Annotated in this window: 8 protein-coding genes; 6 read left to right on the forward strand and 2 right to left on the reverse strand. The window is 34.2% G+C overall.

What is annotated here, in order from left to right:
* The first annotated feature begins 121 nt into the window (after nucleotides 1–121).
* Nucleotides 122–871 (forward strand): acyl-[acyl-carrier-protein] thioesterase, encoded by a 750-nt coding sequence (locus BUA73_RS10800; RefSeq protein ID WP_072904140.1) that lies wholly within the window; start codon nucleotides 122–124, stop codon nucleotides 869–871.
* A 169-nt stretch (nucleotides 872–1040) separates the two neighbouring features.
* On the opposite strand, the gene ytaF is transcribed toward BUA73_RS10800, so the two are convergent.
* Nucleotides 1041–1664: a sporulation membrane protein YtaF gene (gene ytaF / locus BUA73_RS10805; RefSeq protein WP_072904141.1), complete on the reverse strand. Its 624-nt coding sequence runs from the start codon at nucleotides 1662–1664 to the stop codon at nucleotides 1041–1043.
* 236 nt (nucleotides 1665–1900) lie between these two features.
* On the opposite strand from ytaF, the gene BUA73_RS10810 reads away from it, so the two are divergent.
* The 5 genes from BUA73_RS10810 (at nucleotide 1901) to BUA73_RS10830 (ending at nucleotide 7848) form a co-directional block, all read left to right on the forward strand.
* Nucleotides 1901–3358 carry an MATE family efflux transporter gene (locus BUA73_RS10810; protein ID WP_072904142.1) on the forward strand — a complete coding sequence of 486 codons (1458 nt, stop codon included), beginning with the start codon at nucleotides 1901–1903 and terminating at the stop codon, nucleotides 3356–3358.
* A gap of 15 nt (nucleotides 3359–3373) precedes the next feature.
* Nucleotides 3374–5167 (forward strand): ABC transporter ATP-binding protein, encoded by a 1794-nt coding sequence (locus BUA73_RS10815; RefSeq protein ID WP_072904143.1) that lies wholly within the window; start codon nucleotides 3374–3376, stop codon nucleotides 5165–5167.
* 10 nt (nucleotides 5168–5177) lie between these two features.
* A complete protein-coding gene (locus BUA73_RS10820; protein WP_072904147.1) occupies nucleotides 5178–6992 on the forward strand; it encodes an ABC transporter ATP-binding protein in 1815 nt (604 codons plus the stop codon).
* 108 nt (nucleotides 6993–7100) lie between these two features.
* Nucleotides 7101–7535, forward strand: a complete 435-nt coding sequence (locus BUA73_RS10825) for a nucleotidyltransferase domain-containing protein (RefSeq protein ID WP_072904144.1) — start codon at nucleotides 7101–7103, stop codon at nucleotides 7533–7535.
* The gene (locus tag BUA73_RS10830) at nucleotides 7513–7848 is read left to right on the forward strand and encodes a HepT-like ribonuclease domain-containing protein (RefSeq protein ID WP_242942375.1); all 336 of its coding nucleotides are present in this window, start codon (nucleotides 7513–7515) and stop codon (nucleotides 7846–7848) included. Before BUA73_RS10825 ends, BUA73_RS10830 begins: the two co-directional genes overlap by 23 nt.
* A 16-nt stretch (nucleotides 7849–7864) precedes the next feature.
* Here BUA73_RS10830 and BUA73_RS10835 read toward each other — a convergent pair.
* Nucleotides 7865–8220: IS3 family transposase (locus BUA73_RS10835; protein ID WP_143147006.1), on the reverse strand; the 356-nt coding region annotated here is incomplete at its 5' end.

Raw genomic sequence — 8220 nt, forward strand, 5'->3', positions numbered from 1 at the left:
ATGAATATTAATAAATATGCAATAAATATTCATTTGTTTTACATGCTTTACTTTTAATTTTTTAAATAAAGTATTACAATATAAAGTACATAAGCATAAATATTTATAATGGAGAAGAAAAATGAGAGCATTTAAAACGTGGTATGAGGGAAATGTATTTTGCAAAGAGAAAGCCGTAGAATTCTCTAATTGTGATATGTTTGAGAGAATTTCATTGGGCGAGGTTATGAAAACCCTTACAGAAGCTGGGGGTGAGGATTACACGGAAAAGGGGATGTCTCATGCATTCTTAGTAGAGCATGGGTATGTGTTTTTACTGTCTAGAGTTACAGTTAGGTTTCATAAAATCCCTAAAGCGGAGGATATAATAACATTGAAAACTTGGGAAGGTAGAGTGAAAGGACCACAGGTTTTTCGTGATTTTGAGATATTTAGTGAACAGGGACAAAAAATTATATCAGCAGAGACTGCTTGGTTAATTGTAGAACCCAAAACACACAAAATTATAAGACCTGTCAATTTCACCTTGAGGAAATTTCCAGAATCTAAAGTAACGGTGGATTCTATGGAATGTGTAAAAATACCTATACCAGAATTCTTAGCGGAACTTGGTCACAGAAAAATAGTGTTTTCAGATTTAGATGGCAATGGACATGTGAACAATTCAAAATATGCGTCTATAGCCATGGATCACTTGCCACAGGATGTTCAAAACATGGATATAAAGGATTTTTGCATTAATTTTGCAAGTGAAGTTAAGTTAGGAGAAGTTTTACAACTGTATGGAGCTAGAAATGAAGAAAAACAAATGTTTACTGTAGTTGGAAAACAAAAAGAGAGAATATGTTTTTCTTGTGAGTTTTACTTTTAAATTACATGATTTAAATAAATATCATGATTTAAATAAATATAAAGATAATTCATTTCAGAGTATTCAATTCTGAGGTGAATTTTGCATGTGGCTCTTTGGTAGAATACAGTGATACATCAAAAAAGGAGTACTTTAAAATGAAAGCATTTTAGGTACTCCTTAATATATTTTAAAAAAGATTTTTGACGGCCAAAATAATGAGCAAAGCCCCTGAGAGCCATGAGAGATTTAAATTGCTTTTTTCTACAATTTTTTTGCCGATAAAGGTTCCGGTCATTATAAATATGAGGTTAAAGGCAAAGGACATTAGTAGGGTTTGCCAATAATTTATGACAGCCATGCTACTGGCAACTCCCACAGCTAAGGAATCTATGGAAAGTGCTGTAGCCAAATAAGCTGCTTCCTTTAGGTTTAAGTTTTTTGAGTGATTGAAGTCGGCTTTTGTCTCATCTAGATATATATCAAGAACTACACATATATTGCAAAAGTTCAGATGGACTTTTTTGTTTTGGTCCTGTTGTTTTCTCAGGTAATTTTTTATGAGTCCTTCAAAAAGGTAGTAAATACCTAGAAGAAGCAGTATTATAAAACTCAATATAGTTGTAATATTAGGTGGAATAAATTCCTTTATAAAACCTCCAAGGCTTAGGGCAATTCCTAAAATAACGGAGGATATTAAACTCATAAGGCAGATTGATTTTAGTGGAATCTTAATTTTATTTGTGCTATATGCGATACTGGCTACCAATGCATCTAAAGATAGTGCTAGGACTAGCAAAAAAGTTTCCAACATGTAAAAACACCTCTTTAGCTTAGATTTTTATATACCTTTGTGTGAAAAAATTTGTACTCCTAAATATTCTATGCGGCTTGTGGCGAATGGGTTAATGGATGTTTTCGACAAAACATTGCCAATAAATTTGTATTTTAGTATACTGTTTCTATATAGAAAAGCTTATTATGGGGTTTAAATTTGAAAAAAAATAATATAATAAGTATATTATCTTAATATGAATTGAGGATAAAAAGATGAACATAAAAATATTGAAAAGCAAGGGTGTAAAGGATTTGGGCTATACTCTTATGGCAAATTTCTTAATGCTCTTGTCTGGTATTGCTAGCACTTTCATAATTGCCAAAATATGGACTACAGATGTGACCAAGTGGTATGCCTACAGCAAGGTGTTTACACTGTACTTAGGATATGTAGGGTTCTTCCATTTTGGCTTTAACGATGGCATTATGGTGAACTACGGAAACTATGATTATGAAACATTACCGAGAAAAAAATTTAGATCTTATTTCCGATTTTTGCTCTGTTTTCAGGTGGGGATAGCGTTGATGTTGTCTCTTATTTCTTTTGTAATTACCAAGGACTATATAAGACTTATGATAGATTTATTTATCTGTGTTAATATTGTTATTATGAACCTTACGTGCTATTTCGAGTTCATTAGCCAGATTGTAAGGCGATTTAAGCTGTATTCCTATAACACTATGCTGAATAAAGGATTTTATATTGTCAGTATTTTGGCCCTATATCTCATGAGAAATAAGCTAACAGATTTGAGGAAACTAGCATTATTCATGGGTCTACAGACTTTTATAGGTATTATAGTGCTAGTAATATACATAATTCGCTTTAAGGAAATCACCTTTGGCAAGGGGGAGACTAGGGGAGAACTAATAAAGGATATTAAAAGCAATATGCAATTGGGCTTTTTTATCATGTTGGGCAACTTTGTAAGCATAATAATCATTGGGGTGGATAGAATTCTCATAGACAATCTGCAAAGGGCGGGTATTATGTTTACTCAAGCTGATATGTCCATGTATTCTTTTGCAGTATCACTCCTAAATATGGTGTACATCTTGTTAAATGGGATCAAATCTCTAGCTTATCCTTATTTGGCAAGAATTAAAAAAGAAAACTTAGCTGAAAGCTATTGTATTTTAAAGGACATCATATTTGTGGTATTTGGCTATTGTCTTTGTGCTTATTTCGTTTTTTACCTTATAATACTTCGTTGGTTCCCAGTGTTTAAAGATGCACTAAGTGTCACTGCTATTATATTTCCCACAATATTGATAAGCGCCACCATAAATATTGTGACTTGTAATTATTACAAGATCTTAAAGCTTAAAAAAGAGTATACTAAAAACAGCATTATTGGCGTAGTAGTTTCACTTATCACCATTGCCATTGCAGCTACTGTATTTAAGACTAAGGAGGCAATTGCAGTGTCATCTCTTGCAGCCTTTTATATATGGGGGATATACGGAGATGAGTATTTTGGAAAGAAACTTAGCATATCCACGAGAAAACATTATATAGCACAAATTCTTGCTATAGTACTATTTTTGTTTACAACAACTATGAATAAATGGTACGTTGGCATTGTAGTATACATAATAGGATTTACACTTATAAGTTATGTATTCTTTGGGAAAAGTCTTAAGAATTTAATAAAAAAATTTACAAAATAGAGTGAGGATGGTAACTTGAAATTCTTTAAAAAATATGTAAAAAAGTATTGGAAATTATTTGTTCTTGCCGTAGGGTGCCTTTCCATGGAAGCTTTTTGCGATTTACTTCAGCCAACTATAATGTCGAAAATTATCGATAAAGGTGTAAAAAATGGGGATCTTCAATATGTTATGAATATGGGGATCCTCATGTTGTCTGTGGCAGCGGTGGGTGCTATCTTCGCTGTCAGCAGAAATATTTTGGCAACTCATGTGTCTTATAAGTTTGGGGCTGAATTGCGCCTTGATTTATTTAAAAAGGTACAAAGCCTTTCCTTTGAATCTGTAGACAAGTTTGGAGGGGCTTCTTTGGTTACTAGGCTCACTAACGATGTAACCCAAGTTCAAAACTTTACAAATGGCATGATGAGAATATTCGTTAAGGCACCTATATTGTGTGTGGGAAGCATAGTCATGGCTGTAAAGCTGAATTGGAGAATGTCTTTGGTATTTTTAGCTGTAATTCCAATGGTAATAATTATCATCATGATAAATATGAGAACAGGCTACCCTTTTTTTATGAAAATACAAGATAAAATGGATGGCGTCAATGGGGTCATGAAGGAATATTTGTCTGGAATTAGGGTAGTTAGGGCTTTTAACCGATGTGATTATGAAGAGAAGAAATTTGAAAAGGCCAATGAAGATTTGGCAGATACTTCTGTAAAAGCTATGAGGATAATGGCTATTTTTTCTCCTTGTATAATGCTGGTGGTGAATTTAGGAATCGTGGCTATTCTGTGGATTGGTGGGATAAAGGTAAACAACGGTACCATGGCTGTGGGGCAAATAATGGCTTTTATAAACTACATGACTCAGATATTGTTTTCTCTTACCATGATTTCCCACGTATTTATGATGTTCATTAAAGCAAAGGCTTCTTATGAACGAATAGGTCAGGTATTTAAAGAGGATACAGTAAGCGAATTTGGAGAACAATTTTTTGAAGATAAATATTTTGAAAAACAATTGGAAGAATATTTAAAAGAACAGCAACCTGTTTTAGAGTTTAACAAGGTGGAATTTTCCTATTATAAGGACACAGGGGAATTAGCGCTAAAAGATGTTAGTTTCAAGTTAAATAGAGGTGAAACATTGGGGATAATAGGTTCTACAGGTTCAGGGAAAAGCACTATAATCAGCATGATACAGGGATTTTATGCTCCCTATAGTGGGGAAATAAAATTTAATGGTGTAAACATAAAAGATGTAGATATAAAGAAACTTAGAGGGATTATGGCGGTGGTACCTCAAAAGGTTGTGTTGTTTTCTGGCACCATAGAGGACAATATAAAATGGGGCGACGAAACTGCAGATAAAAATAAGGTTGAGACTATGGCTAAGCTATCCATGGCCCATGAGTTTATTGAAGGTTTCCCAGAGAAGTACGGTACTATGCTTGGACAAGGTGGTGTTAATCTATCTGGTGGACAAAAACAGAGAATTTCCATTGCCAGGGCATTGATGAGACAACCTCAGCTTTTCATAATGGACGATTGCACCAGTGCCTTAGATGTAGTGACAGAGTCAAAAATAAGAAGTGCACTTAAAAATTACTCTAAGGGAATGACAACTATTGTTGTTGCCCAGAGGATAACTTCTGTGATGTACGCGGATAAGATTCTTGTCATGGACAATGGCACTGTTGCAGGCATTGGAACCCATGAAGAACTTATGGACAAGTGTCATATATACAAGGATATCTATACATCTCAGATAGGAAAGGGGATGGAAAATCGTGGCCAATCATCAGCAAAAACAAAACTTTAGTGATACTTCCATGCCAAGATTGAAAGTTGGCGGATTTGGAAATGGGCATAGACAAGTTGTTGTACAAAAGCCCAAGAGTTTTAAGAAAACCATGATGAGAGTGTGGAAATACTTTGATGGTGAACATGGTAAGCTATTGCTAATGTGTTTTTTTATGATATTAAGTTCTCTAATTGGGGTATTTGTACCACATATCATAGGTAAAGCGGTGGACATCATGGATGTGTCAGTATCTAATATAAATTTTAATATTTTATTTTTTATGCTTCTATTCATGGTAGTGGCATATGTGGTGGATGCAGCTTTGAATTTTCTACAATCCTTTGTATTGGCGGGTGTATCCCAGCGTATGGTAAAAAATTTGCGAAGGGTTTTATTCAATAAATTACAACGTCTGCCCGTGGCATACTTCGATGGTAACAGCAAAGGCGACATTATGAGTAGACTTGCCAATGATATTGACAATGTAAGTACAACAGTTTCTCAATCCATATTACAGCTTATGGCTGGTGTGATTTCCATTGTGGGGTCCCTCATCATGATGCTATATTTAAGTACCTTATTGACCGTGGCTACAATAATCACAGTGCCTCTTGTATTCTTTCTTACTAAAACCGTTGCTAAAAAGACAGCCCCTCTTTTTAGGATGCAGCAGAGACAGCTTGGACTACTGAATGGCACCATAGAAGAGAGCGTATCTGGTATATATGTTGTAAAATCCTTTGGCCATGAAGATAAAATCATAGAACATTTTGCAAAAACCAATGAGGAGCTATGCAGTGTTGGTATAAAGGCTCAGGTATTGTCAGGACTTATTATGCCGCTAATGAATGTAATAAATAATATCGGATTTACCATGGTTGCTTGGGTTGGAGGAATTATGGCTGTTAAGGGTCAGATAGGTGTGGGCATAATATCCAGCTTTATAATATATTCAAAACAATTTTCTAGACCTCTAAATGACTTTGCAAATGTATTCAATACGCTTCAATCGGCAGTGGCTGGAGCAGAGAGAGTTTTTGAAATTCTTGATGAAGCTGAAGAAGTGGATGACAAGGAAGGGGCTATAGAAATTCAGCAGGTAAAAGGTGATGTGGAATTTAAAAATGTTAGCTTTGCTTACAGAGAGGATGTAAACATCTTGAATAATGTATCCTTCAAGGTGAAGGCTGGTAGCACCATAGCTTTGGTTGGCTCTACTGGCGCCGGGAAAACCACCATCGTAAACCTTTTAACTAGATTTTACGATGTTACTGAGGGGACAATACTAATTGATGGTACAGATATTCAGATGCTAAAGAGGAGTAATCTTAGAGATATGTTTGGCATAGTCCTTCAGGATACTTATCTTTTTACAGGTACTATAAAAGAAAACATAATGTATGGGAATCCAGAGGCCACAGAAGAACAAATAAAAAAAGCAGCTATAATGGCCAATGCCCATGGTTTCATTAGCAGGTTAAGGCAAGGATACAATACTATGATTTACGAAGGTGGAAGCAATCTAAGTCAAGGTGAGAGACAGCTAATTGCCATTGCTAGAGCTATACTCAGCAATCCGTCAATCCTTATATTAGATGAGGCTACTAGCAATGTGGATACCCGGACAGAAAAACATATACAATCAGCCATGATTGAACTTATGAGGGGTAGAACAAGCTTTATCATAGCCCACAGGCTTAGTACCATTAGGGAAGCTGATGTGATCATGGTAATAAACCATGGTGAAATCATAGAACAGGGCAGTCACGACCAACTCATGGACATGAAAGGCTTCTACTACGAAATGTGTATGAGCCAATTGGAAAACAGGTATAATGATTAGATCGTGGGGAAGTTTGTTGTTAAATATCTGGAAATTGTGTATAATATAAACATGATTATTAGTTTTAAGTGGAGTTTTGAATTCAATATTCGTTAGTTGAGGTAATATATGAAAAAAGTAGAATTGAAAAATTGCAGTTTATCCGTAGAAATTCTTCATGATATAATTTGTATAGCTGTTTTTGGAAGTTATCATGAAGAAAGTTTTAATGAGCATAGAAGTGATATCGATATAATGATTCTTTGTGAAAAAGCTTTGGATATTAATCGAGAGGTTGAAATCCAAGATTATCTTCAAGGTAAATTGGGCGATTTTTTCCAATTTGATAATTTTCATTTTACTTTCATAAGTGATTTGAACTATCCTTTTAGTGAATTATTAATTAGCAGCAATGACAAACTTGTTTACAAAGAAGAGAAATATTTTGATTACGTTCTTGCCTACACTACCTTTAAAAGAGATAGGGAAAACTTAGAAATAATGAGGCAATGTAATAACAAGGAATTGGAGGAATGTAGACGTGGTATATTATACTTATTTTAATTCTTTTTGTGAATTTGGTATAGATATGTGTGAGACTTATCTTGTATCCACTAATAACTATATTCTTAATAAGTCTGGTCCAGAAATTATAGAATTAGCCAGTGATTTTGGTTTTATTGATAAGGAAGATTCCAAAAAACTTGAGGGTATAGTGAGGCTTAGAAATAGATATACACATGATTACTACCAGAAAAAACAGGCTAGAGACAGAATCATAAACATATGTAAAAATGAGCTTACTACTTTTGATATGTTCTTAGAGGCGTCGCAAGATAAAATTAGATTATTTTTAAAAAGAAACTCGGAGCAGTAATAAAATGTACCCTTTGTCAAGGACAATTTAAAAAAGCCTCGGCACAATTGAGAAGATGATTTCTGTATTGAACAGGGGTCATCTTTTTTAAGTTCCATTGATATCTATAGTTATTATAATAAATCATATATTGCTTAATTTCCCGCTTTAACTCTTCTAAAGTTTTACAGGGCTTTATGTATGTCTCATCTTTAAAATGTCCGAAGAATGATTCTTGTGGTGCATTATCCCAACAGTTACCACGTCTAGACATAGATTGTCCTAATTTATATTTCTTTACTAATTTTTGAAAAGCTGGACTAGTATAATGAATGCCTTGATCTGAATGGATAAAAGCATCTTTAGTTAATTTTACATTCCTGTTATTCTTTA

This window comes from Hathewaya proteolytica DSM 3090, from assembly GCF_900142225.1.
Lineage (GTDB): Bacteria > Bacillota > Clostridia > Clostridiales > Clostridiaceae > Hathewaya > Hathewaya proteolytica.